We start from the raw sequence: 21,457 nt of genomic DNA on the forward strand, positions 1-21,457 counted from the left end.
TCGGCGCAGCTATCGGTGGCGCGTCCAGCGGGCGTACTGCTGCCGGACGTAGTGGCGCGGGTCGCAGATGACTGGGGTGTCGTCCAGCTCCATCAGGCGCCGGGCTGCTTCGGTGGCCACCTCGCTCGCGCCGCCCGGGACGCCGGCGCGCTCGTCGGCGAGGGCGATGCGGTCGAGGACGGCTGCCTTGCGGAGCCAGAATTCGCGGCCCAGCGTCGTGCCGAACGGCTTGTCGGCCGCGGTGTGCGCGGTCCATCCGATCTCTCGGATGACGCTCGGGGCGAGCGCGTAGGCGGCCTCTGGCGTCGGCCAGTCGCCCGGTTCCGGGCGGTGCGTGGCGCTCAGGTGCAGCTGTTCCATCTCAGTGCTCCTTGGTGACGCTGATGGCGGGGAGTTCGGGAAGCCCGGCGCGGGTGAGCGCGACGGGGTCGAAGCCGGGCAGGGCCTCGCGGTGGATGAGAGCTTGGGCCAGCGCGGTGGCGTATGCGGCGCCTTCGCGGGCGACCTCGATCTGTGCTCCGGCGCGCAGTGCTTCGACGCGCTCTGTGTGGGCGTGATCTTCTCGGCGCACCGTGGTCTGCCGGTCGTAGGCCACGGTGTCGCGGCGGTCGGTGCGCCAGTAGCGGGCGGCGATCCCGTACGCGACGGCGGTGGCCAGGACCCACAGCAGGAGCGGCAGGGAGAGGCCGTCGGCGTATCCGGCGACCCCGGCCAGGGCGAGCCCGCCGGAGGTGGCGAACGCGGTTGCCGCGAGGACGCCGTCACCGCCCCCGCGCCCTGCGGCGGCGAATGCGCCGGCCGTCGCGGCGCCGGCCGCGAGGACGACCATCAACGCGGCGTTGCCGGTGCTGTGTTCGGCGCCGTTGGCGTTCCAGATCCGTCCGAGGATGAGCACGGTGGAGGTGGCGACGGCCGGGGCGACTTTCGGGGCCGCGAGGGCGACCCAGTGGTGTTGAACGAGTGGTTCGTTCATGGCGGGGTCTCCTACAGGTTCGGGATGGCTTTGATGACGGCGGTGGTGAGTTCGTTGATGGGTCCGGAGGCGCCGGTGGAGGCGAGGAAGAACCCGAACATGACGGCGATGAACGCGGAGCCGTAGCCGAGGGTGTTGGAGCGGAGCAGGAAGAACAGGACCAGTCCGAACAGCAGGACCAGTGAGACGGTGACGGCCACGACGGGCCCCTTTCCGGTGTGGTGGTGCGGGACGGAACTGCGGGTTAGCGGGTGCCGTCGCGGTGGAGGCGGGCGGCGACGTTGTAGAGGTGGCGGCCGACGCGTATCCGCTTGCCGGTGGCCTTGCAGCGACGGCAGTCCTTGCCGCGCTTCATGCGGCCCTTGCGGTCGGTCTTGGTGGCGTGGCCGAAGCCGCGGCACTTGCGGCAGTTGCCGAACGGCGAGGCCGCACACAGGGATGCATAACTGAGGGTGACGAAGAGGAGGAGTGTGCTAGCGAGCAGGGCAGGGGTCATGGCGGGGCCTCCGGGCCTGTTTCAGGGGTTCTTGCAGGTGGGCCGCTATGCGCTAGCGGCCTGATCAGGTGCCAGATGGGCCGCTATCGGGGCTGCTATCGATAGCAGGGTGTGGCGCTATCGATAGCAGCCCCAGCGGGTCAGCTCGCGTCCCGATTTCCGTTACGCTCCGCAACCGTGGTGGCGATGTCGTCGCGCTTGATGCCGCGCTTGTTGACGAACTTGCCGTCGATGCGACGGCCCACCTGTCCGGCCGCGATGCCGTACGGCTTGAGTGCTGCGGTCAGGTGCGCGGTCTGCTCCTCACCTGACATGCGGACCCAGTCGCCGTAGCGCTCCGGCCGCAGGTCTGCGAGGCGTTCGACCACGGTCTCGTTCCACACCTTTGACTCGTCCGCGGGGATGACCGCGAGGATGTCCGGCAGCAGCGAGTCCGCGGCGCCCTGACTGGCCTCGAACGTCTCCCCGAGCGCATGCCCGGACAGGGTTCCGGCGGCTTCGCGCAGGCGGCGGGCCCGCAGCCCGATCACCTCGGCAGTAGGGGCGTCAACGTAGACGGACGAGACGATCCTCGCGTCGGCGCCTTCACCGACGAAGTAGTGGATGCCCTTGTCCTTCCACGAGAACATCGTGGCCCGGATCCCCCGCTTGTAGCTGGACGTTCCGAGCACCATGTCGTTCTCCAGCTGCCCCATCACCTTCAGGCACCACCGGGCCGACGCGTTCGCGCTGATCCCGGTCGGCAGGGCCTTCGCGTCCGGGCGCTGCGTAGCCAGCAGGAGCACGATGCCGGTGGCGGGGCCGCGCTTGACCAGGTCGGTGCAGATTTCCTCGAACTCCCCGCCGTGCTTGGGGTGCTCGAACCACACCTGGCACTCATCCACCCCGATCACGATCGGGTGCAGCCCGAGCTTGGGCTTGTTCGCCAGCTCGGACGTCACCTTCGACTCCGGGCAGATGTCCCGCGGCAGGGACCGGATCATCTTCGCCCGCCTGCGGAGCTCGGTGCGCAGTTCCCGCAGGTCAGCGAGGGCGTACTCGATGTCCTCGTCGTCGTCACCGGCCCGGTGGCGGTGCGAGACCCGCTCGCCCACGGGGTCAAGGTCGCCGGTGCCCTTCAGGTCGTAGGTGTGGACCTCGGCCCGGGAATCGAGGGCCGCGATGAGCAGGAGCAGGCGCAGGAGGAATGTCTTGCCCATGCGGGGGATGGCTCCGATGACGCCTGCGATGTACATCAGGGTGATGTCGACCCAGCGTCCGCGCTGGTCAGTGCCGAACGAGACCGGCTTGAACAGGTCCACAGAGCCACCCTTGATCAGGGGCCATGCGGGCTTGGCGGCGGTCGACATGTCCTGATCACCGACCCACAGGACCAGCCGCCCGGTGTGCTCGTCCGGCACGGCCTCGGGCCACACGCAGCCGAGCGGGCGGCGTAGACCGGAGGCGAGCTTGTCGCGGCGCTCGATCACGTCGGTGACGGTCACGCCGTACGGGAGGTCTCCTTCCGCACGCCATCCGGGGCCGTCGCGGGTGATCGGGGCGGTGAACGTGAACCCGTCCCGCCCCTTGCTCTGCACCTGGTTGATCGCCGTGATGCCCAGCGCACCGAGCGCCCGCAGCACAATGTCACTGGTGACCTTGGGTGCCTTGGTCATCTCCACGGCCCGGGTGATGACCGGTGCGTCGGCCTGCGTGCCGGCCGACCCGAGCGCCATCAGTACCGCCCCGACCGAGAGGGCTTGGAGCCAGCCGGGGGCGAGGACGTAGATGGCGAGCGCGGCACCGAGCCCGACGAACATGGCCAGCACCGTGATCAGGGTCCGCAGCCTCACCCGGCCGTCCCGCTGGCGAGAGAGCTTGAGGTACTCGGCCGCGTCCTCGCGGCGGACCGAGGCGAGTCGGACCGGCTCGCCCTCGCGGTCGGCTACCCACCGCATCGTCCCGCCCACGAACTTCGCAGCCCCCCGCGGCGACTGGAACGCGAGCCGTGCTGCGTAGTACGGGGAGCGCACGGCGTGGTACCCGGCCAGGTGCCCGTAGTGGCCTGCGGCCCACCGGGTGGCGGTCTTGAACTCGGCGGCCGACCGCAGCCACGCCGGGACGATCGCCCGACGCTTCGCGCCCATGATGCGGCCCATGAACCCGGGCCCGACTTCCGCCGGACCATCCACCAACACGGGCTCGGTCGGGTCGCCCGACCCAGCATCCGACCCGCTGCCCGACCGTGCGGTGTGCGGGTCGGCCGACCGGTCGGCGGTGTGGTCGGCCGACTCGGAACGGGTCGACCGTGCCTTGTCGAGGTCGACCACGTCCCCGCCCGAGTCGGGTGCGGACGGGGTGGCCATGTCGGCTTCGAGTCGGTTGAAGAGTTCGTTTTCGTCGTCGTGATTCACTGACAGTCCTTCCCGGACTTCTGGGGTTGGAAGGGGTCCGGACGGCGCTTTGGACGGCCTACCGTCCGGACCCCGCTTAGCGGTTGCTGTGCAGTTCAAGCGGCGCGCTGTTCTTCGGGGTAGGCGCAGGCCGGACACATGCCGAGAGACGTCGGGATGCAGTACCCGACATCCACCCGGCAGGCGGGGCAGGTGCGCCGTGCGGTCATGGCCTTGGCGAGCGCGGCCCGCTTGGCCGCGGTCATCGGGCGGACCGGCTTGGCCAGCTCGATGCGGTACAGGAACGCGACCGCCACACCTGCCTTACGGCGACGTGAGCGGCGCATGATCTGCGCGGAGACTGCCTGCCCACCGGGGCGCAGTCCGCGGTCACGGAGCTGGCGGCGGGTGGCATAGCCGTCCGGCGCCAACTTCCACGGGAACGTCGAAACCAGCGGGTTCACGGGATCCGAAGGCCACCGGGTCGGGAACGGGCTGGCAAAGGATGGGTTATCACCCGGGAGGCAAGCGGGTTCGCCCGGGATGAGGTCTTCGGCTGGCCTCGGCTGGTTGTCAGTGTGCTGTGAAAACCTCGCGGGCATGAGTTACGACTTGGCTGTATGGGAAGGCGAAAGACCAGCGGACGACAAGACCGCCGGTCGGGTCTTTAACGACCTTTACGACCGCCTCATCGAGACGGAGACTGACGAGCCTCCGACCGAACGCATCACGGCCTATGTCGCCGGACTCCTTGAGCGCTGGTGCGACCTCACCGAAGACGCCGACGACACCTCGCCGTGGTCAACCGGTCCGTTGATCGGCGAGGCCCGCGGCTCACTGATCTACTTCCCGATGCGATGGAGCATGGCTGAGGAGGCCTCCGCCTTCGCGGTTGACCTCGCGCGGTCCATGGGGCTGGTCTGCTTCGATCCTCAGCTGAACAAGCTCAGGCCTTGACAGTCTTGGGCAGTCCGCCACCAACGGCGGCGACTTCCTGAATCCCACATAGCCTCGCAAGTTGCTGGCCGAACTCGCAGAATCTGCCAGTAACTCGGAGAAGTTGACACGCACGAGTGACAAGCAGCACGTAGGCCCTCACCTGCTCACTTGCACTATTTCCCGCACCGACGCCCTCACGGAACCCGCGTGAACTCCAATTGGTATCCCGTGCACCGCGCCGGTCGGGTCGTAGCACTTGCCGAACGTCGGGGACATCAGGCCGCCACCCCCGGGACCGAATCAGCGCCGGAGCCGCGGCGGCCGGCACGGCGTCCGGACCAGGTGGCGAAGAGCCTGCCGAGTCCGGCCCGCCGGATACCGGCCCGGCCCTGCTTGGCGGCGTACATCGCCTCATCCGCTCGCCGCAGCAGCCCGGACAGGTCGTCGGCGGGGTGGTCGGTGGCACGGACCCAGCCGAGCGACACCGTGGTGTGCACCGAAGGATCGAGACCGTCCGCGGGGCGGGCGAGGACGCCGTGCAGGACGGCGAGGAGGTCGGCGGCGGTGCCGTGGTTGTCGATGACGACAGCGGCGAACTCATCGCCCCCGAGCCGTCCGGCGACCCCGTGTCGACCGACGTAGTGGGCCAGCCGGTCCGCGGTCGCTTTCAGCAGCGCATCGCCTGCGGCGTGGCCGTGGGTGTCGTTGATCTGCTTGAAGTGGTCGACGTCGGCGAGGACCACCACCGCCCGGGGGTCCTTCAACAGGACTGTGGCCCGGCGGGTGAAGCCGTCGCGGGTACGGAGCCCGGTGAGCGGGTCGCGGCGGGCGGTCTGTAACCGTCGGCGCATCCATGCCGAATGGATGGACCACCCGGCCGCGAGCGGTCCGGCCGTGGCCAGGGCGGTTAAGAGGCTGCTCATGCTGCCACCGCCCCGGGGGCGTCACCGTCGTTGTCCTGCTCGGTGTCGACGGCGTGCAGCGGCTGACCAGCGCGCTCGCTCTTGAGCGTGTCGCGCAGGATGCGGGCGGTGGCCTGGGAGACGTGCACCGCGGCGCGGATCCGGTCCGCGGTCAGCTCCGAGTCCTTCCACCCGGCCGTGGTCGCCCGGGCCTCGGCCTGGATCTCGTCCAAGGTCCGCTTGGTGTTCGCCTTGCCCGCCGTGCGGCGAGTCGGGCGCTTCGCAGACGGCTTCGGCTCAACGGGGGGCTTGCTCTCGGGCTTCGGGTCCGGGGCGGGCGGTACTGCCTCGCTCGCGGGGTTGAGCTCCCCGAGCTTGAGCAGCACGCGTTCCGGGCGGGGAGTCTTCGACCGCCACAGGCGGCCGTGCCGCTCGCGCAGTGCCGCGCGTGCCAGCAGGCGTTCCCGCTCGCGGGCCAGCGCGTCACCGTAGGAGGTGACCTCCCACAGCGTCATGCGGCGCCACAGGGCGAACGTCGACAGCGGGGCGAGCAGCCAACGTGAGGCACGGATCTTGTCCATGCGGCGCCCGGTCACAGCACCGATCCGTACCGCGTAGACGTGGGCAGCGATCTCGGAGAACACGACCCACAGCAGCGGCATCGTGCCGTGGGCGACCTTCGCCCACGTTCCGTGGCCCGCAGAGACGTTCAGACCGCAGGTCACCAGGGTGAGAACCCAGGGAACGAACCGGACCCAGGCAAGCGCCATGTCCATCCGGATCAGCATCAGGTTCGCCACGGTGAACACCGGAATCGCCAGATCGATACCGACCGGCAGCATCCACGGTGCACTGAACCCCCACCGCAGCGCGGCGGCGGACACGGCGTCGAACGAGGAGATCAGGCCGAGGGCGCCGACCCCGGCCGCGGCGAGCGCCCCGAACCCGGCCAGGCCCATTTCCGGGTGGGTCAAGGGCGGAACGGCCGGCCGATCCGGCGTCTGCGCAGTGGTCGTCATGCTGCTGCCGCCTTCCGGGACGGCCGACGGCGACCGAACGGCCGCGGGAGCGGGATGACGTTGAACAGTTCCGGCGCGAACGTCTCGATCGCCTCGGCGGCGATCTGGCTCACGCGGTCGGGGAAGTCGGGGTTGTCCGCGAGGATGTCGCGGGCCGCATCCAGACGGGCCGCACGCTCCAACTCGCTCTCGCCCTCCACCCCGAGCCACAGCTCAACCGGGGTCCCCAAGGCCAGTTCGATGAACTCGGTGGTGTTGGCCGCAACGTGTCCGGCCACAATGTTCTTCATGGGTCGTGGTTCTCCCTACGCGGTGGAACGGCCCAGATCAGCGGCCCCGGTGTCCAACCACCGGGGCCGCGCGCCGTTCAGATGAGATGAAGCGGAAGGCGATCTCCGGCTCCCCTCGACCCCGCCCGTACGAGACGGACGGAGGAGGCAACCGGCCGCTTCGCGAGGAAGCGGGCAGAGGTTCGGTTCTCCGATTCGCACGGCGCTGTTCGTCCCGGGGAGATCCGAAAGTCCCGGAAGTCGTCGCAGCAGGTGTGCCGTGCGGTTCTTTAGAGCCGATGGCGTGTCCCCCACACGGAGGGGTGGGGCCCGGTTGTGACACCGGGCCCGGTCTCGATCGGCTGGTCTCCACTGCCTCGGCCGGAACGGTCACGGCCGTCGTACTGCGGTGGATCACGCTGTGCAGTTGTTGTGCAGTCCCGCACCGGGCCGGTGCGGGTTGCTGCTCTGCCTCAGAGTGCACTGTGAGGCAGAGTTGTGCAAGTCCCTGTGGAACAAGCGGCGAGGGACACTGGTTCTACCTCTGCCGCTTGGGCACTATGAGGCAGAGGCCAGTAAGAGACTTGGGGTGCAGATGGTCGAGTGGACCGGCAAGCCCGCCTACCAGCAGGTGGCGGATGATCTCCGGCGGAGGATCGCGGCCGGCGAGTTCACCGCAGATGGCGGCAAGCTCCCGTCGCTCGCGGAGATGCAGGCAACGTACGGCGCCACTGTCACCGTGGTGCGGGCGGCGATCGGGCAGCTCAAGAGTGATGGCCTCGCCGTGAGTCACCAGGGCAAGGGCGCGTTCCTCACGGCCGACGCCGTGACTGCCGCGAAGTCGGCGGACCCGAGCGGGGAAGTCGCCGAACTGCGTCACGAAGTTGAACAGCTCCGGTCCGAGGTTGGCGAGCTGCGGGAACGTATGGCCGCACTCGAAGCCAACTGACCCTGCGTTGAGCATGGTCGGGACCATCGTGGCTGCACGGTGAGTCATGAGCACCTCCTTGGGGTGTGCTCTATTTCACTGCGGTGGCCCAAGTTTCGGTATCACGTTCCACTATCTGAGTAGATCTCAGAAGTTTTATACATCCGCTTACACATGCTCTATCACTGTTTTCCATAGGACTACTCGGACCGCTACACTCGCGGCTCCGACTAGCTATCTAGGAGGGGCAGATGGCTCGGAAGCACCCAGATTGGAAGCCTGATCTCCTGCGCTTGCATCGGGAGGAAATAGGGCTGACGTTGGAAGACACGGGGGAAAAGCTCCGCGAAATCGCGGAGCGTCACGGCTTCAACATTGCCGCGAACTTCCAGACGATTTGGGGCCACGAGAAAGGATCGGTATACCCCGGGCCTCATTACCGCCGGGCGTACTGCCGTCTCTATCGTCGCAACGAAGCCCAACTTGGCTTCCGTCGAGCCCTGCCCGGAGAGGATGTCCCTGTGGAATCCGTCCCGGTGCCCGCTCTCATCGAGCGAAAGCTCCCCGATCAACCGCAAGCAGTACGGCAGGCGCTGAGCAGTATCCGCGAAGGTACGGACGATGTGGACAGCGAGGCGTTGCGCAACCGGGTGGTCGACGCCTGGAGTCGGCGTACCACGGGAGGAAGCCTTGACGGCCCGTCGGTGGTGCTTGTGGGAGGGTACGCGGGGTCGGGCAAGTCGGAGTTCGCCAAGTTCCTCGGTGGACTCACAGGCTGGCCCATCCTGGACAAGGACTCGTTGACACGGCCGCTGGTGGACCAACTCTTGGTGGCACTGGGCGGGAAAGCGCACGACCGCAGCTCCGCGCTCTACCGAGACAAGGTCCGCCCACTCGAATACCGCTGCCTCATGGAAGCCGCATGGGACAATGTCGATTGCGGCATCTCCACAATCCTCGACGCCCCGTTCATTTCCGAGTTCTCCCAGACGGAATGGATGCAGCGCTTCCAGAATCGTTGCCGATCCAAGCGGGTTTCAGTAGCGACGATATGGGTCGAGTGCGACCCAGAGTCCATGCGCGAGTACATCGAATTCCGAGGAGCGGCCCGCGACGCATGGAAGATGGAGTCGTGGGAGGAATACATCGCGGGACTTGACCTCAAGATGCGTCCCCAGGGACCGCACTTCGTGGTGGATAACCGACTCGGGGCTGCCGTGGCCTTGGTCGATGAGGCCCGGGACGTACTGAGCGGGGGTGGGTTGTGAGCCCGTCCGGCGGCGTCATCCTGTACGGCCCCCCAGGCTCGGGCAAGGACACGGTGACCGCTGAACTTGCATGCCTGCGACCCGAGTTCGCACTCTTTCAGCGCCTGAAGGCCGGCCCCGGCCGCACCGCTGGCTATCGGCTCACGACCGCCCACCGCATCGAGGAACTGGCGCAGGCCGGAGAGCTTCTGTATCGGAACGCTCGGTACGAAGCCGAGTACGCCATCGATCGAGGCGAAGTCTCCGCCCTGGTCGAGTCTGGCCACATCCCTGTACTGCACATGGGGCAGGTCGCAGGGGCGAGCGCGGTCGAAGCGTTCCCTATCCACTGGGTGAAAGTTCTTCTGTGGTGCCCCGAGAACGTGACGCGGGAACGCTGCGAGGCGCGCGGCGACAAGGACGTCGATGCCCGCCTCAAGGCATGGCACGACACTCGACAGGATCTCTTGGACCATGCAGTCGAACCGTGGTCGCTCGTGGTCCGCACTGACCAGGTCAGTGCGGCACAAGCCGCGCGGGCCATTGACGAAACTCTGTCGGCCGGCGCACCGGGCGCGGTTCGCGATATCAGGGAGTTGGTCGGGTGACCACGCTCGGCATCCTGCATCCGGGCAGCATGGGCGCTGCCGTCGCGGCTCAGGCCAGACTCCAAGGCGCTGAAGTTCTGTGGTGCCCGGAAGGGCGAAGCTCCACGAGCAGGGAACGTGCGCTCCGATACGGGTTCGCTGCTGTGAGCGACCTCGGGGAGATGACCGAGCGGGCCGACGTGATCCTCGGCATCTGCCCTCCGGCTCATGCCGAGGAAGTCGCGGCGGCGGTCGCGACTCACCCCTTCTCTGGGGTGTACGTCGACGGGAACGCAATCTCTCCCGCCAGCATGGCGAGTATCAGTGCGACCATGCTGCGGACCGGGGCGACCGTTGTAGACGGCTCGGTCATTGGTTCGCCTCCGTCTGAGTCCAAGACCACTCGCCTTTACCTGTCTGGCCCGGCGGAGGCGCTGACGCCCGTCGCCTCGCTGTTCACGGGCTCAGCCGTTCAGGTCCACCTCTTGCCGGGCGGTATCGGTCGGGCCTCGGCGCTCAAGTTGTCGTACAGCAGTTACCAGAAGGCGAGTCGCGTCCTCGCCGCCGTCGCGTACGCACTCGCCAGTGACTATGGAGTAGAAGAGGAGCTTCTCGAGGTCGCGCAGGGTCGTACGACTAGCTACCTTGCTGAATCCGCGTACTTCCCGAAGGTGGCCGCACGGTCGTGGCGATGGGCGCCTGAAATGGAGGAAGTCGCGCAGGCTCTTGCAGAGGTAGACCTACCTCCTGACCTGGCTGTCGCAGCGGCAGCAACGATGAGTCGGTGGGAGAGCCTCAAGGACACGACCGTGGATGTCTCCCGGGCGCTCGATGCCCTCCACCTGCGTCCGGACCGCAGTTCCACTACCGAGTGAGCCCCTGCAAGACATCGATGGCCTCCGTCGCGTCCCTCACCACGGTGTGGGGCTCCCGGGGGCCATACGTCCATCTACGGCCGTTGGATACCCACATCGTGCGCAGCCCGGCTGTACTTGCCCCTGCGATATCGGTTTCGGGATTGTCGCCCACCATCCAGTGGCCGGTGCGATGCCGCAGATCGCCGCCGCATAGTGCGATGGCAGCTTCGAAGTGACCGCGGCCCGGTTTCCGGACCCCGACGTCGCCCGAGACGCACACCCCGTCGAAGAGCGACGCCAACCCAGTTGCTGCGAGCTTGGCGCGCTGGATGTCACCCGCGCCGTTCGTCGCCACTCCCAGGGCCCACCCCGCATGCCGCAGCGCTTCGAGCCCTTCCAGGACACCGGGGAAGCAGCGAACGGACCGGGCCACCCCAGTGACGTATTCGTGCCACAGGTCATCAGGCGACTCGTGGAGTCCGAGGGCCGCCTTCAGGCTCACGAAGTCCGTCGGGTAAGCGCGCTCCCAGAGCTGATCACAAACGACGGACGCAGCCTCGCGCGGCAGGTGCCGCGAGCGCACGAAATTACGGGCCCACAGTTCCAGCCCACCGTGTCGATCGATCAGGGTGTTGTCGAGGTCGAAGAGTGCCAGCACACGGCGACGCTACGTGAACGAGCTCCTGACGGAATGACGCCGGGTCCTGATTTGATCAAGCGACGTGCCCATCCTGCGGCCAAGGGCGCCTCAGCAACGTGTAACGGTGCTGATCATGCTCAACCCCAAACCGGGCAGGACCCCGGCCAAACCCGCTGCGCCGACCCGAGGCTAGGACCCGAGGGACCTGCATCCTGGAAGTTAGATACGTCACAGCAATGCAAAGGTTGGGTAAAGTTGCGCTGCCGTCCTGGCGATCCCCGCTACGCTCCGTGACCGAAGGTCAGCATAGCGACGGAGCGTAGCGGGGATCGCCAGGACGGCAATCAATATCCGCTACGCTCCGTTATTTGCTGATGCTTCGACCGCTTCTGTGCAGGTCAGGCGGCTGAGAGTACGCGCTCTGGAGTGCTGCCGAAGTACCTAGAGTGAGTCTTCGCGAGGCCAGCGAGGGATGCACCCGTGAGAACCACGATCTCGATGTCCTCTTGCCCTCGGAGTTCGCGCTCAAGCTGGAAGCGAGCGCGAAGGGCGTCCCGTCCTTCAGACGATGCGAACTCTCGCCTGACGACGGTCTCTCCCGTGCGACGGTTGTAGACAAGAAGGAAGTGCTTGAGTGCCTTCATGTTGACAGCCTTCCCTTGATGTCTTCCACGTACCCCAGGATCTCGTGCAGCTTAGCCAGGTGGGGGCTCTGGAGGCTCAGGATAGCCTCTCGGTCGCCGTTGCGGGCCCCTTCTGCGTACGCATGCAGCTCAGTTTCATACAGCTTAGCCGAGAAGCTTTCCATGCTCCGGGTGATGTCGAGCACCGCCTGCCCCCCGTACTCCGGCGGCTCGCCGTATCGGATGCCGCGTCCGAAGATGTCTGCGATGCGTTCGAAGACGTTGGCCCACAGGTCCTGGGCACTCGTGCGCACCTGCACTTCAACGCATCGACCGTCGATCGTGACGATCACGTGGACGGCTCGGTACCCCACGACTGGCTCTACGCGGCGGTCCTTCACGGAGCATCTGTGCCCCTGAGCTTCGAAGCGGGTCATGATCAAGTCTCGGAGTTGATCTTGCTCCACTAGAGTTATGTTGCCCGAGACTCGGATGCCAGCGATGTCTTGGATGCGGGCCAGATTGGTGCTCGACCCGCCCTCCTTCGCGCGCTGGAGTTTCTGGACCAACGTGTCCGTTGTCTTGAGGCGATGTGTTACGCCCAGGGGCCACTCGAGGACGTCGCAGAGCTCATCCACCTCCCCGCGAGCGGCAGACAGTAGGCCGTCGTACTCCAAGAGCAGGTCTTCTAGGAGCGTGAGGTCGTCTTCCGACGTACTGCCTGGCACTTCGAGACGTTTCCCCAGCTTCTGGATTGCTGACTTGGACATTTGCATCGCCCAAAGATAGAGGAAAAGTGCCAAGTCGCAGGCACTGCGCTGCGGTTAGTGCTGATGGAAGGGGAAGCCTGAAGCACCCTGCACCCGTTCTGGGCGTCTCCCGCTTGCTCGGTCAGCAACCACCTTCTGCCCGTGTGGCCGGATCGGCTCTCTTGCACGCGGTTTCTGTGCGTGTCACACATGTGGGAGGTGGGTGGTTAGGGGAGGGGGACAGTGTCCGCGGTAGATGCTGATCAGTTTGCGCCCTCAGCTTGGGCTATCGAACGGTTCGGGCAACACGCCGGCCAGCTTGGTGCAGCGGTTCCGGCGCAGCTGGCCCGGGCTCATGCACGGGCTCACGCTGTGCACCTAACGGCGCGCTTGAAGAAGAGGAGTCCTTACGGAGCCACCCTCGCGGAGGCGGTGCGCGAGAATCTGGCCGATGCGGCGCGGAGGCTGAATGAAGCGGTGCGGGACCTGCGCGGCTACGAGTACGCCGTCATCAACGACCATGCACTATTCCCCTTCAAGTACGCCGACCGCCCGAGGCCGCTTGAACGTGCGCGGTTAGCCTCAAATGCATCCCCTACACGCCGCCGGATGCTCTTGGGGCACGGGCCACAACCGCAAGAGGGACTGTTCCCCCTTGACGATGACCTGACGACAGAGGAGTACGAGGAGCTGCACGCGACGTTCGAGGCACTGGGCGCCTCCACGAAGCTTGTCTGTGTGTTTTTCACTGCGGATCCGGAGAATGGAATCCATGCCATCCACTGGGGGGACGCCCACCTCGAACCGGACCGCACCTTTACATGGCTCTACAGCGAACAGCTCCCGGTCGCTCCGCAGCCTCTCGTGTGACGCGGTCCGCAGGTGACGGCACTAGCTGACGGCAACGTAGGCGCATAAGAGCAGTCAAGCGCAGGCTCGCGCGAGCAAGTCGTGCCGTGGCGAGGGATGGTCGTGCAGATGCTCAGGCCAACCAGTCGAACTTACAAAGCAGATGTCGGCGGTTCGAAACCGTCCGCGCCCACAGTAGGAAACCGCAGGTGAGAGCCTGAATAGGCCCTCCGGTCCACACGGACCGGGGGGCCTTTTCCATGATCGAGGCCACATAGAGGCCACATCGCCAGAAGGCGAGAGCCCCAGAGGGACTGGAAACGTGTGGCGAAGAACGTCCTGACGCCCTTGTAATCCTTCACCAGCGCCACGCCAAGAGCGATGAGGGGCGGGAGGACCAGCAGCGATATGAGGAGGTCCATGCCCGCAGCGTAGCGACGGCAGGGTCGGGAGGTTGTCGAATTGATGGCTGTGCTGGGGGAGGACATCTGTTGTCCCAGCCGCTCGTCCATCTGCCTCATTGCACCGATCGACCTCGGACACACGAAACCGACCCCTGCCCGGCGGTATCCGGAACAGGGGACGGCGTCGTGTTTCAGGTCATGCAGCGGTGCGCTTCGCCCATTCGTCGATGATGAAGTCCGCGCCAGAGGCGGTGGCATAGGCGGCTTCGTATGACACCTTGCCGTTGTTCTCGACCTTGATCTCGAAGAGACCCGAGGTCTGGTACATGCGTCGCGACATGTTCTGGTTGGACCGGAGAGCCGACTACTGCTGATCGTGGCCGGGCCGGCAGTGTCGGCGACCAACCCGGCTCTGTTGACCACGTTCAAGGTCACCAACCCGTGGGCGGTTGGCCTCGCCTCCCGGCTCCGCCCTCCCAGGACAGCCATACAAAGCACCAGCGTCTGTCGGCCAGCCTGCAAGAGTGCTCAGACGACCGTCTTGAGCATGTGGCCGAAGCCATCCTCGACAGCGAGCCGCTTCCCACTTGGGAACGCAATCAACTCCAGGACGTGCTGTGGAGCCGAGGCCCCGGACCGTGGCCCGGCGCCACGGTCCGTACCGGCGGTGCAGCGCTCGGGTGGTCAGCGGGCTGGTTCACCGTGCTCGGGGCCTGCGCGAGTCCGGTGGCCCAGTGCTGGTCGACACGCGAGCGCTCGGTGGCGTTCGGGTAGCGGTTGGTGCAGGACGGGCCGGGGCCGCCGCCCGACATCAGCTCACTGCACGGCCCGCTGTAGTCGTCCGGCAGGCCCAGCACGTGCCCGGTCTCGTGGGTGACGACGCGGACCGAGTCGTTCTGCCGGTTCTGGGCGTAGTCAAGGAAGATGTAGCCGCTTCCGTGGCCGTTGGTGGAGGCGTAGGACCCGCGCCGGTCGTTGCCCTCGCGGTAGGAGAAGTCGGCACCGCTCGAAGCCTCCTGGAGCTTGACGTTGGACTCGGAGCTGTTCCAGATCGAGGCCGCGCTCGATATCTGCGAACGGAAGCTCGGTGCCTGGGAGGCGTTGTAGTAGACGGTCACCGCCTGCGCGTTGGGCTGGGCGGCGCGCTTCTCGGCGACGGACTTGAGCACAGCCTCGAAGAACGCCTTGTTGTTCGCGGTCTCCTTGACCGACCCGTCGTACCGCGCCACGGAGGTACCGGCGGGAGCGGACGGGGTGGCGGCCGTCTCGGCGCTCGCCGGCACCGCCGCGCCCAGCGCGCTGGAGGCCAGACCCAGGCCGAGAGTGAGGGCGAGGAGTCTCGCGGACGTTCGGGACGACTTCATGTGGGGGCTCCTACTCACTCGGTGACGCCGAGCGCCCGGTGCGCGGTCGAATCTGCGTGAACACCGGTTCCGAACTGCAGCGACGTCCTGTGGGTCGCCATTCTTAGAACGGCTCGACAGGGAGCGCAAAGGGTCCCGTCACTACGTCGCCTCGTAGGTCCCAGGACCTCGCCAGGGCAGTGCGCGGGTCTCCAGTCCGCACTTGGCGGCGGGAGGGAAAGCTGTCGCGACGTCAGAAGCCTTGCACCACGGGGCAGCGGGCGTGCGGGCCGGCCGGGCGGAATTCCGGGACGCGTGGTGGGATCCGCATCCAGGTCAAAACGGACAAAACCTTAAATATCGACCACGCCGCGTCTACTAAGTACGCCGGTTGGTTGGCGGAGCGCTGTGACCGACGTCATAAAATATGGGCTTCCGCTTCTTTCGCGCTCCACCGGCCCCGAGTCGCCCCCAGGGAGTCACCCTCGGCGCTGGGGGGCATCCCTCACCGCCGAGCCGCCGCCGCTCAGTCCTGATCAGGATGGAAGCCGGGCCCGCCGCGCAGCCCGGCGAGCGGCCTGGGGGAGAGGTCGGTCGGTTCCTCGCCCGCCTCCAGCAGCGTGTCCGCCGCACCCAGTGGCTTCGGGACCATGCGGGCCGGGCTGTCGTCAGCCACGCAAACGAGGTGCGTGCCCGGTCGTTGGCAGTAGTCGGGCTGACGTCCGAAAACCGTTGACCGCCGGGTTGCTGCGTATGCGTCCCACTACCTTGATGCAGCTGGCCTGCACGGACCCAGCGACACGGCTGGGTGAACTGTGGCCTGTGGCGTAACTCCAGCCTGGCGAGGCCCGTCTCGTACGGCATGGAAGACATCAATGCTGTGCTCGTGTCGGAGCCTGGGATGGCGGTGGTGGAGATTGTTGCGGGAGATGTAGCGACGCCGCACGCGATCGGCGCCCGCCGCCGACCGATGGGCATCGACCGGCGTCCCGGTCGACCACGAGGCGGTGGGCGGCGGTTTGGGGTGTCGAGGCAGTCGGTGCACTCCTGGGTGCGCAAGTACGAATCCCGGGGCCCGACTTGAGTGACCGGAACCCCCGCGGCGACCTCCATGACCGCGTGATAATGCTGCTCGACCACGCTCAACTCCACCAGCACGACCCCGGCCCTCCCTGTACACGCCTGTCAGACGCACGCAGCCAAGCCGAGGCAAGCGGTGTCAAGCATCAGGTGAAGCCACAACGTCAAAACATCAACCGAGACGAGCTTGGGCAGCCAGTGTGAGTGATCCGCCACTTGTTCTATCTGTGCGGTGTGGTGATCCGCCGTACCGCGTCGACGACGGCGTCGCGGTGCCGGGCCAATCGTCGCGTTGACCATGGGTCGCTTCCGCTGGTTGGGCTCATGCCGCCTGTGAGGCTGAACCAGGCTTGGGTCAGCGCCAGCACGAAAGCCACCAGGTCCTCCGGGCCGAGCTCCGGCTCGACTCGGCCCTGCTCCTGGGCCGCCGCCACGGCTGTGGTCTTGGCGGTGTAGGTGGCGGCCTCCTGGTCGGTGGCGCCGGGGCGCTCCAGCAGCTTCCAGGAGAGCAGTCGCATCAGGTCGGGGTGGGCGACCAGGTTGTCGAAGATCTGTCCCGCGACTCCGGGGAGGTCCTCGGCGTCGAAGGGCACTGTCTCCGCGCCCACGGCGAGCACCCGGTCGATCACGGCGTCGAACAGTTGCTCCTTGTTGCCGAAGTAGGCATAGATCCTTTGCTTGTTCGCGTTGGCCGCCTCGGCGATGCGGTCCACCCGGGCGCCGGCCAGGCCGTACGCGGCGAACTCGGCGGAGGCGGCGTCCAGAAGGCGTGCCTTGGTCGCGGCGGAATCTCGTCGCGTTGACGGGCGGTGGTCCGGCTTGCTCCGATTCACGGCGGCAGCTCCAGCACCGATACGGGAAAGCAGGCGACTCGCCCATGATGGCCTCGGCGCCCATAGACGGTGCCCGAACGCCGTTTCAGTTCAGAGGCAGTCGCTGGCCGACGCTCAGTCGTCCTCGACGGCGTCCGGGTCCCGGAACGGACGCAGGCCCTGCGGCCGGCGATCAGGCGTCCCTCCCGAGTGGCATCCGGCCGCGGTCGCCTGCGGGTGGGGAACCAAAGTGAGCAACTCTGCGGAGTACCCCGAGCAGGGAGATTCAAGGAGCCTCATCAAGGCGGCGGTACAGACGTGTGGGTCGAAGGCGGACGGGATGGGAGCTGGGGAGAGTGGTGGGTTGAGGTCTGTGCGGGGCTGAACAAACGCACTGGTGAGCGGTGATCGCTCGACGGACAATGGCAACATGACGTTGACGATTTGGGTCGATGACTGGCAGATCCAGTGCTGCGGGGAGAGCTTCACGCCGGGGGATGTCGTCTCGTGGAAGCTGCTGGATGTCGATCCGGAGGATTACGCCGATGTCGTGGGTGGCGAACGTGCGGCTGAGATCGACTTCCGCGAGGAACATCACGGCCAGGAGGAGCATGCGCCGACTCGGTTGCAGGTGCTGACAATCGCGGAGGTGCACTGCCGGTACGAGGTCCCCCCAGGCGGCACCGGCAACGTGCAACACCCGGTTACGGGCACAACCGTGTTTGTTCCGGTCAGGGAAGCGGACGGGTGGGCAGAGGCTCGCCCAGACGTCAGTTTCGCGGGCTACTTCGTGACCGCCGAGCGTGCAACAGACGAGCCAGAAGACGCGGCTACTCGTGGCCAATGAGGGAGCTGTGAAGCAACCTTCCGGACTGATGCTCCGCAGCGTGCGTGTGGCAGTTTGCAGGGGATCAACAGATGGCTGATCGACTCGGGCCTTTGGAGCGCGCGAACGACTCATGGGTCGTCGGCGATCCAAACGGAGATCATTTGCGCTTCGAACGGGACGGAATCTCGCATTGGGTTGAAGGCGTGGCGGCGCCACTGGTCCCCTGGTCTCTGTTCATGGATCTAGGTCTCTATGCCGTCGCCACACGGCTCGGGAATTCCAAGGGATTGGCCAGGGTCACGCGGATCGTGATGAATCTGCAGGGGGCAAACGCCTCCGGTGGTGGACCCGCTCGTTTGATGGCACACCTACGCGATCCACGTGGGTATGGGGAGGCGGAGTTCACGCACCATGGGCGTTGGTATCCCCCGCGGGAGATCAGGATCCTGACTGGATTCCTTGGTCAGCTGACTGAGCGCGGGGAGGTGTCACGTCTCGGCGACCCGCAATGGGTTTCCACGGTGGTCGGCAGGCTAAGTCGACTTCCGCACAGTTTGCCGCGATCGCGAGAGGCGGCGATCAAGCAGATCTTGGACGATTCCTGACCTTTGGTCTGGCTTCACATCGTCGGCAAGGTCGTCCGGCCAAGGGGGGTAATAGTCCGTGCGCTGCCGCGCCGGGTCGCCGCTGCCCAGAAACATCGGTTTCGTCTTGTCAGTCATCTTCCAGCGTTCCTAAGGGCTGTCCCGTAATCCCTGGCGGGCGCGCGACGACAGCTACGGCACCTCGCTGCGTTGTCGGAACGCCCGAATACGCCCAGTAGGAGGACGCTCCTCCGCCTTGCGATGCACCGCATCTGACGCCGCGCGCTGATCCACCAGGGATTACGGGACAGCCCTTGGCAAGGGGCCGGCTCCTGCTGGGAGCGGCCCTGACGAGTCAAACGAAATAACGCGTTCGGCGAGCCGAACCTGATCGCGGACGCCGGCCTGGTGCCCCTGTCCGGCTGACCGAGCGGTGCGGTCTGCCCGAGCTGGGCGGCGCCGCGGGCGTTGTCGACCTTGCCCCGCCGCAGCCGCACCGCCGCCAGCACCGGCAGGGCCGCGTCCTACCTGTCGTCGTTGTCCCGGCCGTCTTCGAAGACGAAGAATGGCTTGGCGCCACGTGCGGGTGTTTCGGCGAGCGCGATGGCTTCAGTGAAGCGTTCGAGTGGGAACGGCCGGCCCTGGGGGATGCTCAGCACTCCATCGGCGACGAGACCGCGAACCTCGGACAGCGCGCGCAAGGCGTCCTCAGGTGAGGCAGTGCCGAACCAGCGGTTCAGCCAGAAGCCACGGACTGCTTTGGTCTCGTAGATGACCGAGCGTGCCTGCAGCGGGATCGTCAGCGCTGCCGGGTCAGTCTGCCGATGGGTGGAGAGCGCGCCGTAGACCACGAGCTCTCCTCCCGGAGCCAATGCCTGGGATACCTGGGCACCCACGTGGCCGGCGACACAGTCGATGGCCTTGTGCACGCCGGTCGGTCCTGCGATCTCAGCCACACGCTGCAACAGGTCCTCGTCCTCAGTGCAAATGACCTCGTCACCACCAAGCGCTTTGATCTCCTCAACGGCGTCGCGCCGCCGCACGACATTGATCGTGCGAATACCCAGATGCCTGGCCAGCTGAATGACGAGCCGGCCGACGGTGGAGCCCGCGGCCGTCTGCAACAACCATTCACCCGGCTGTACGTCGAGTTCGCGAGTCACGAGAAGGAGCGCGGTCAACGGGTTGACGGCGAGTTGACAGGCGTCGGAGTCGCTCAGATGGTCGGGAACCGGCAGGAGCCTTCGTGTATCGGCGACAAGGTATTCCTGCCAAGTGCCGGCCACATGGGGCCCGGGGACCGCCGGTACGACAGCGACCACCACACGCTCGCCGATTTTTAGCCCCTCGGTATCCGGGCCCAGGTCCTCAATACGGCCCACGCATTCCATGTGACCACCGACGGTGGGAAACTCGGGGGAGAAACCGTAGCGGCCACGCAGTACGTGCAGATCGCTGGCGTGAACCGGAGTAGCCTTCACGCGGATCAACGCCTGACCGGCTTCTGGCGTGGGAACAGGACAGGATTCCAGCCGCAGGATATCGGTAGGCTCGCCGACCTTTCCGGCTACGAGCGCGCGCATTGATTGAGGCATGAGTGACCTTTCGCCTCTCAGCGCCCGACGAACTCGGCGGGCGTTCTGGACAAAAACGATGCTGGTGCCGGCATCCTCGTCGGCGCCCAGGCTCCGGACCCTTCCTTCTCGATGGAACCGGCCCGTGCGCAGAGTGTCGTCGGCGTCGGGCCCCCTCCGGGCCTTTGCCGACTCGCTCAGTATGATCAGGTAAGCGTGCTGGGTTCGCGCGGCCTGCTGAGGTCCGTGATCAGGACAGGTCACCGCAGCGCACCACTCTGGTTCAGATTTTGAATCCGCCATTTCACGCTACGCCCGGCCCCGGAAAGATTCTCGGCGGCGGACAATGCCCGCATGGTGCGAATTTCCCGCTGCGCCGGTTCTGGGCTCAGGAGGCCGCCGGGGACACCTGGAGGTCGTCGATCGAGTCATGCCCCTTGGCTGTGTCCGCGTACAGTCGGGCCTCGACGATCAGCCCGTCGTTCACGGTGAACAGCAGACAGTGTTCGTTCTCCATGGTGCGGCCGGTCTTCGCCTTCGCCCTGGCCCTGACGGGAACGACCACGTGCGACCCGGCATCGAGCACTGTGTGTGCGTCGTAGTTGAAGGTCTCGTCGTAGTGATCGTAGATATCCCGGTAGAAGGCGAGAAAGCCTTCAGGCCCATGGAATGTCCCGCCGTATGGCAGGGAGGTGGGGAAGTCGAAAATCACCTCGGGCGACATCAGGGCCACCAGGTCCGAGGAATCATTCTCCTCGAATCCGGAATATGCGCGCCAGCAAGCGTCCACGATTTCCTGATTGTGCGACACGTTTCCTCCGGATCGCAGCAGAAATGAGTTGGAGGCGTTCAGCCGCGGTCGGCATCCGACGGGTCGGTACCCGCCGACGGGTCGGCACAGTACTTCGCGTACTCTGTCCCGGCGAAGTGCTCGCCCAGCTTCCGGGAGAAGTACTGGAGCATCGGCAGCGGACGGTGGTTCATCACAAGATGTTGCGTCTTCCCCTCTTCGTTCTTGTAGACGACAGCGATGTTGGCGATCGGCCTACCGTCCACCGTCGCTGCGTAGTCCTCGACGAAGCCGTTCTCTCCGTACTCACCGATGTAGATGAAGTCCTGGAATTCGTACAGAGTGCGTGCGTAGGACAGAATCGCGAAAACGTCCTTGGCTCCGTGGATGGTCCCGTTGAAGACCCCGGCCTCCAGCGTCACGTCGTCGGCCAGATTGTCCAGCCAAGGGGGGGAGTAGTCATTTCGCTGCCGCGCGGGGTCGCCGCTGCCCAGATATGTCGGTGGCGTCTTGTAGGTCATCTTGCAGCCTCCTGTGCCGGTTGAACTTCCAACAGAATCGCTGGACGCAACAGGCGCTGTCCAACGAAAG

25 protein-coding genes and 2 pseudogenes are annotated in these 21,457 nt (G+C 66.3%); 8 read left to right on the forward strand and 19 right to left on the reverse strand.

Annotated elements, in window-relative coordinates:
* Positions 1–9 precede the first annotated feature (9 nt).
* The 6 genes from ACIA8E_RS07960 to ACIA8E_RS07985 all read right to left on the reverse strand — a co-directional run bounded on the left by ACIA8E_RS07960 (position 10) and on the right by ACIA8E_RS07985 (position 4,305).
* Positions 10–360, reverse strand: a complete 351-nt coding sequence (locus ACIA8E_RS07960; RefSeq protein WP_399295671.1) for a hypothetical protein — start codon at positions 358–360, stop codon at positions 10–12.
* A gap of 1 nt (position 361) precedes the next feature.
* A complete protein-coding gene (locus ACIA8E_RS07965) occupies positions 362–973 on the reverse strand; it encodes a hypothetical protein (protein ID WP_399295673.1) in 612 nt (203 codons plus the stop codon).
* Between the two features lie 11 nt (positions 974–984).
* Positions 985–1,173: a hypothetical protein gene (locus ACIA8E_RS07970; RefSeq protein ID WP_328887064.1), complete on the reverse strand. Its 189-nt coding sequence runs from the start codon at positions 1,171–1,173 to the stop codon at positions 985–987.
* A 44-nt stretch (positions 1,174–1,217) separates the two neighbouring features.
* Positions 1,218–1,469 carry a hypothetical protein gene (locus ACIA8E_RS07975; protein WP_399295675.1) on the reverse strand — a complete coding sequence of 84 codons (252 nt, stop codon included), beginning with the start codon at positions 1,467–1,469 and terminating at the stop codon, positions 1,218–1,220.
* A gap of 140 nt (positions 1,470–1,609) precedes the next feature.
* Positions 1,610–3,862 carry a cell division protein FtsK gene (locus ACIA8E_RS07980; RefSeq protein ID WP_399295677.1) on the reverse strand — a complete coding sequence of 751 codons (2,253 nt, stop codon included), beginning with the start codon at positions 3,860–3,862 and terminating at the stop codon, positions 1,610–1,612.
* A gap of 95 nt (positions 3,863–3,957) precedes the next feature.
* The gene (locus tag ACIA8E_RS07985) at positions 3,958–4,305 is read right to left on the reverse strand and encodes an RRQRL motif-containing zinc-binding protein (protein WP_399295679.1); all 348 of its coding nucleotides are present in this window, start codon (positions 4,303–4,305) and stop codon (positions 3,958–3,960) included.
* A gap of 136 nt (positions 4,306–4,441) precedes the next feature.
* Here ACIA8E_RS07985 and ACIA8E_RS07990 point away from each other — a divergent pair, with 136 nt between their 5' ends.
* Positions 4,442–4,798 (forward strand): hypothetical protein, encoded by a 357-nt coding sequence (locus tag ACIA8E_RS07990; protein ID WP_399295681.1) that lies wholly within the window; start codon positions 4,442–4,444, stop codon positions 4,796–4,798.
* Positions 4,799–5,055: 257 nt separating this feature from the next.
* Here ACIA8E_RS07990 and ACIA8E_RS07995 read toward each other — a convergent pair whose 3' ends face one another.
* Genes ACIA8E_RS07995 through ACIA8E_RS08005 form a run of 3 tightly spaced genes read right to left on the reverse strand, consistent with a single transcriptional unit; the run spans position 5,056 to position 6,991 of the window.
* Positions 5,056–5,703, reverse strand: a complete 648-nt coding sequence (locus ACIA8E_RS07995; protein WP_399295683.1) for a GGDEF domain-containing protein — start codon at positions 5,701–5,703, stop codon at positions 5,056–5,058.
* The gene (locus ACIA8E_RS08000; protein WP_399295685.1) at positions 5,700–6,701 is read right to left on the reverse strand and encodes a DUF2637 domain-containing protein; all 1,002 of its coding nucleotides are present in this window, start codon (positions 6,699–6,701) and stop codon (positions 5,700–5,702) included. The genes ACIA8E_RS07995 and ACIA8E_RS08000 overlap by 4 nt, the downstream gene beginning before the upstream one ends.
* Positions 6,698–6,991 (reverse strand): hypothetical protein, encoded by a 294-nt coding sequence (locus ACIA8E_RS08005; protein WP_399295687.1) that lies wholly within the window; start codon positions 6,989–6,991, stop codon positions 6,698–6,700. The genes ACIA8E_RS08000 and ACIA8E_RS08005 overlap by 4 nt, the downstream gene beginning before the upstream one ends.
* Before the next feature lie 574 nt (positions 6,992–7,565).
* Here ACIA8E_RS08005 and ACIA8E_RS08010 point away from each other — a divergent pair.
* The 4 genes from ACIA8E_RS08010 (at position 7,566) to ACIA8E_RS08025 (ending at position 10,607) form a co-directional block, all read left to right on the forward strand.
* A complete protein-coding gene (locus tag ACIA8E_RS08010; protein WP_399296033.1) occupies positions 7,566–7,919 on the forward strand; it encodes a GntR family transcriptional regulator in 354 nt (117 codons plus the stop codon).
* A 230-nt stretch (positions 7,920–8,149) separates the two neighbouring features.
* Positions 8,150–9,166: an AAA family ATPase gene (locus ACIA8E_RS08015; protein ID WP_399295688.1), complete on the forward strand. Its 1,017-nt coding sequence runs from the start codon at positions 8,150–8,152 to the stop codon at positions 9,164–9,166.
* Positions 9,167–9,219: 53 nt separating this feature from the next.
* On the forward strand, positions 9,220–9,753 hold the full coding sequence (locus tag ACIA8E_RS08020; RefSeq protein WP_399295690.1) for a guanylate kinase: 534 nt from the start codon (positions 9,220–9,222) through the stop codon (positions 9,751–9,753).
* Complete coding sequence (locus ACIA8E_RS08025; RefSeq protein WP_399295692.1) at positions 9,750–10,607, forward strand: DUF1932 domain-containing protein; 858 nt, start codon at positions 9,750–9,752, stop codon at positions 10,605–10,607. Before ACIA8E_RS08020 ends, ACIA8E_RS08025 begins: the two co-directional genes overlap by 4 nt.
* Here ACIA8E_RS08025 and ACIA8E_RS08030 read toward each other — a convergent pair.
* The 3 genes from ACIA8E_RS08030 to ACIA8E_RS08040 all read right to left on the reverse strand — a co-directional run bounded on the left by ACIA8E_RS08030 (position 10,597) and on the right by ACIA8E_RS08040 (position 12,628).
* Positions 10,597–11,247: an HAD family hydrolase gene (locus ACIA8E_RS08030; protein WP_399295694.1), complete on the reverse strand. Its 651-nt coding sequence runs from the start codon at positions 11,245–11,247 to the stop codon at positions 10,597–10,599. The genes ACIA8E_RS08025 and ACIA8E_RS08030 overlap by 11 nt on opposite strands.
* Before the next feature lie 380 nt (positions 11,248–11,627).
* Positions 11,628–11,873: a hypothetical protein gene (locus ACIA8E_RS08035; protein ID WP_399295696.1), complete on the reverse strand. Its 246-nt coding sequence runs from the start codon at positions 11,871–11,873 to the stop codon at positions 11,628–11,630.
* The gene (locus tag ACIA8E_RS08040; RefSeq protein ID WP_399295697.1) at positions 11,870–12,628 is read right to left on the reverse strand and encodes a hypothetical protein; all 759 of its coding nucleotides are present in this window, start codon (positions 12,626–12,628) and stop codon (positions 11,870–11,872) included. The genes ACIA8E_RS08035 and ACIA8E_RS08040 overlap by 4 nt, the downstream gene beginning before the upstream one ends.
* Before the next feature lie 363 nt (positions 12,629–12,991).
* Between ACIA8E_RS08040 and ACIA8E_RS08045 the strand changes: the two genes are divergently transcribed.
* Positions 12,992–13,471 carry a hypothetical protein gene (locus ACIA8E_RS08045; protein ID WP_399295699.1) on the forward strand — a complete coding sequence of 160 codons (480 nt, stop codon included), beginning with the start codon at positions 12,992–12,994 and terminating at the stop codon, positions 13,469–13,471.
* 579 nt (positions 13,472–14,050) lie between these two features.
* Here the strand turns inward: ACIA8E_RS08045 and ACIA8E_RS08050 are convergent.
* The 3 genes and pseudogenes from ACIA8E_RS08050 to ACIA8E_RS08060 form a co-directional block, all read right to left on the reverse strand.
* Positions 14,051–14,194, reverse strand: coding sequence for a hypothetical protein (locus tag ACIA8E_RS08050; RefSeq protein ID WP_399295700.1), 144 nt, complete (start codon positions 14,192–14,194; stop codon positions 14,051–14,053).
* 370 nt (positions 14,195–14,564) lie between these two features.
* Positions 14,565–15,218 (reverse strand): annotated as a pseudogene (snpA, locus tag ACIA8E_RS08055) (snapalysin); the annotation flags it as partial.
* A 505-nt stretch (positions 15,219–15,723) separates the two neighbouring features.
* A pseudogene (locus tag ACIA8E_RS08060) lies at positions 15,724–15,846 on the reverse strand (polyphosphate kinase 2); the annotation flags it as partial.
* Between the two features lie 213 nt (positions 15,847–16,059).
* On the opposite strand from ACIA8E_RS08060, the gene ACIA8E_RS08065 reads away from it, so the two are divergent.
* Entirely contained in the window at positions 16,060–16,281 is a 222-nt protein-coding gene (locus ACIA8E_RS08065; protein WP_399295702.1) for a hypothetical protein, read from the forward strand.
* A gap of 217 nt (positions 16,282–16,498) precedes the next feature.
* Here ACIA8E_RS08065 and ACIA8E_RS08070 read toward each other — a convergent pair whose 3' ends face one another.
* Positions 16,499–17,110, reverse strand: coding sequence for a TetR family transcriptional regulator (locus ACIA8E_RS08070; RefSeq protein ID WP_399295704.1), 612 nt, complete (start codon positions 17,108–17,110; stop codon positions 16,499–16,501).
* 409 nt (positions 17,111–17,519) lie between these two features.
* Here ACIA8E_RS08070 and ACIA8E_RS08075 point away from each other — a divergent pair, with 409 nt between their 5' ends.
* On the forward strand, positions 17,520–17,936 hold the full coding sequence (locus ACIA8E_RS08075; RefSeq protein WP_399295706.1) for a DUF6578 domain-containing protein: 417 nt from the start codon (positions 17,520–17,522) through the stop codon (positions 17,934–17,936).
* Positions 17,937–19,026: 1,090 nt separating this feature from the next.
* On the opposite strand, the gene ACIA8E_RS08080 is transcribed toward ACIA8E_RS08075, so the two are convergent.
* The 3 genes from ACIA8E_RS08080 to ACIA8E_RS08090 all read right to left on the reverse strand — a co-directional run bounded on the left by ACIA8E_RS08080 (position 19,027) and on the right by ACIA8E_RS08090 (position 21,387).
* Positions 19,027–20,085, reverse strand: coding sequence for a zinc-dependent alcohol dehydrogenase family protein (locus ACIA8E_RS08080; RefSeq protein WP_399295708.1), 1,059 nt, complete (start codon positions 20,083–20,085; stop codon positions 19,027–19,029).
* Positions 20,086–20,464: 379 nt separating this feature from the next.
* Positions 20,465–20,887, reverse strand: a complete 423-nt coding sequence (locus tag ACIA8E_RS08085) for a nuclear transport factor 2 family protein (protein ID WP_399295709.1) — start codon at positions 20,885–20,887, stop codon at positions 20,465–20,467.
* Between the two features lie 38 nt (positions 20,888–20,925).
* Positions 20,926–21,387: a hypothetical protein gene (locus ACIA8E_RS08090; RefSeq protein WP_399295711.1), complete on the reverse strand. Its 462-nt coding sequence runs from the start codon at positions 21,385–21,387 to the stop codon at positions 20,926–20,928.
* Between the last annotated feature and the right edge of the window lie 70 nt (positions 21,388–21,457).

Source organism: Streptomyces sp. NPDC051664 (assembly GCF_044453545.1).
Classification (GTDB): Bacteria; Actinomycetota; Actinomycetes; order Streptomycetales; family Streptomycetaceae; genus Streptomyces.

What these genes read in the sequence shown, in the direction of transcription:
- ACIA8E_RS07960 (WP_399295671.1), bottom strand. Translation starts at nt 360, where the DNA reads ATGGAACAGCTGCACCTGAGCGCCACGCACCGCCCGGAACCGGGCGAC.
- ACIA8E_RS07990 (WP_399295681.1), top strand. Translation starts at nt 4,442, where the DNA reads ATGAGTTACGACTTGGCTGTATGGGAAGGCGAAAGACCAGCGGACGAC.
- ACIA8E_RS08065 (WP_399295702.1), top strand. Translation starts at nt 16,060, where the DNA reads ATGGAAGACATCAATGCTGTGCTCGTGTCGGAGCCTGGGATGGCGGTG.
- ACIA8E_RS08040 (WP_399295697.1), bottom strand. Translation starts at nt 12,628, where the DNA reads ATGCAAATGTCCAAGTCAGCAATCCAGAAGCTGGGGAAACGTCTCGAA.
- ACIA8E_RS08035 (WP_399295696.1), bottom strand. Translation starts at nt 11,873, where the DNA reads ATGAAGGCACTCAAGCACTTCCTTCTTGTCTACAACCGTCGCACGGGA.
- ACIA8E_RS08090 (WP_399295711.1), bottom strand. Translation starts at nt 21,387, where the DNA reads ATGACCTACAAGACGCCACCGACATATCTGGGCAGCGGCGACCCCGCG.
- ACIA8E_RS08050 (WP_399295700.1), bottom strand. Translation starts at nt 14,194, where the DNA reads ATGTCGCGACGCATGTACCAGACCTCGGGTCTCTTCGAGATCAAGGTC.
- ACIA8E_RS08080 (WP_399295708.1), bottom strand. Translation starts at nt 20,085, where the DNA reads ATGCGCGCGCTCGTAGCCGGAAAGGTCGGCGAGCCTACCGATATCCTG.
- ACIA8E_RS07965 (WP_399295673.1), bottom strand. Translation starts at nt 973, where the DNA reads ATGAACGAACCACTCGTTCAACACCACTGGGTCGCCCTCGCGGCCCCG.
- ACIA8E_RS07995 (WP_399295683.1), bottom strand. Translation starts at nt 5,703, where the DNA reads ATGAGCAGCCTCTTAACCGCCCTGGCCACGGCCGGACCGCTCGCGGCC.
- ACIA8E_RS08010 (WP_399296033.1), top strand. Translation starts at nt 7,566, where the DNA reads ATGGTCGAGTGGACCGGCAAGCCCGCCTACCAGCAGGTGGCGGATGAT.
- ACIA8E_RS08005 (WP_399295687.1), bottom strand. Translation starts at nt 6,991, where the DNA reads ATGAAGAACATTGTGGCCGGACACGTTGCGGCCAACACCACCGAGTTC.
- ACIA8E_RS08075 (WP_399295706.1), top strand. Translation starts at nt 17,520, where the DNA reads ATGACGTTGACGATTTGGGTCGATGACTGGCAGATCCAGTGCTGCGGG.
- ACIA8E_RS08000 (WP_399295685.1), bottom strand. Translation starts at nt 6,701, where the DNA reads ATGACGACCACTGCGCAGACGCCGGATCGGCCGGCCGTTCCGCCCTTG.
- ACIA8E_RS08015 (WP_399295688.1), top strand. Translation starts at nt 8,150, where the DNA reads ATGGCTCGGAAGCACCCAGATTGGAAGCCTGATCTCCTGCGCTTGCAT.
- ACIA8E_RS07975 (WP_399295675.1), bottom strand. Translation starts at nt 1,469, where the DNA reads ATGACCCCTGCCCTGCTCGCTAGCACACTCCTCCTCTTCGTCACCCTC.